Genomic DNA, 1,147 nt, shown 5'->3' on the forward strand with positions numbered 1-1,147 from the left:
GCGCAGGCAGTGCCTGTTCCGGACAAGGCGGAAACGCTCGTCCAGGCACTCCGGCGCCTGGCGCAGCCTTTGCCCGACCCCGACGATGCCGGCTTTGCCGAGGCCTTTGATCGCTATGGTTCCGCCCGCGTGGTCCTGCTGGGCGAAGCCTCGCACGGGACCTCGGAATTCTACCGCGCCCGCGCCGCCATCACCCGGCGGCTGATCGAAAAGCATGGCTTCACCATCGTCGCTGTCGAGGCGGACTGGCCCGACGCCGCCGCGATCGACCGCCTTGTCGGCGGCCGACCCGGCACGGCCCCGCAGCGCAGCCAACCCTTCAGCCGGTTTCCCACATGGATGTGGCGCAACCGCGATGTCGATGATTTCATAACCTCGCTTCGCCGGCACAACGGCAATGTCCCGGCCGAACGCCGCGTGCGTTTCTATGGCCTTGACCTTTACAGCATGACCGCCTCGATCAGCGCCGTGCTGGCTTATCTCGATAAGGTCGATCCGGTGGCGGCCCGCGAAGCCCGCGCGCGATATGCCTGCTTCAACCCCTGGTCCCGAGAGCTTGCGGCATATGGACGCGCCTCGCTCAGCAAAGGCTACGCGATCTGCGAGCTGCCAGTGACCCGCAACCTCGTTGACCTGCTGCGGAAGGAACTTTCCTATTCCGCGCGCGACGGCGACGACTTCTTTGATGCAGTTCAAAACGCGCGCCTGGTCGCGGATGCAGAACGCTACTATCGGCTCATGTACTTTGGCGCCCACGAGTCCTGGAACCTGCGCGACCGGCACATGTTCGGCACGCTGCGGCGCATCCTCGAGCGCGCCGGCCCCCAGGCAAAGGCGGTGATCTGGGCGCACAACTCGCATATCGGCGATGCCCGCTTCACGGACATGGGCAGCAAGCGGGGCGAGTTGAACATCGGCCAACTCTGCCGCGAGAGCTTCGGCGACAGTGCGGCGCTGATCGGCTTTGGCACGCATTCGGGCAACGTTGCGGCGGCATCGGAGTGGGACGCGCCGATGGAGATCAAGACGGTCCGCCCGTCGCGGCCCGACAGCTACGAGGGGCTTTGCCATGAAGTCGGCCTGCCGCGCTTTCTGCTTCCGATGGGTCGTCAGCTTGACCCCGCCGTCCACCGCGCGCTGTCGACCC

At 66.2% G+C, this 1,147-nt stretch carries 1 protein-coding gene; it reads left to right on the forward strand.

Annotated elements, in window-relative coordinates; genetic code table 11:
- On the forward strand, window positions 1-1,147 hold a 1,147-nt coding region (locus tag OU682_RS24035), incomplete at both ends, for an erythromycin esterase family protein (RefSeq protein ID WP_268944690.1).

It is taken from the genome of Paracoccus benzoatiresistens, from assembly GCF_026913015.1.
Classification (GTDB): Bacteria; Pseudomonadota; Alphaproteobacteria; order Rhodobacterales; family Rhodobacteraceae; genus Paracoccus; species Paracoccus benzoatiresistens.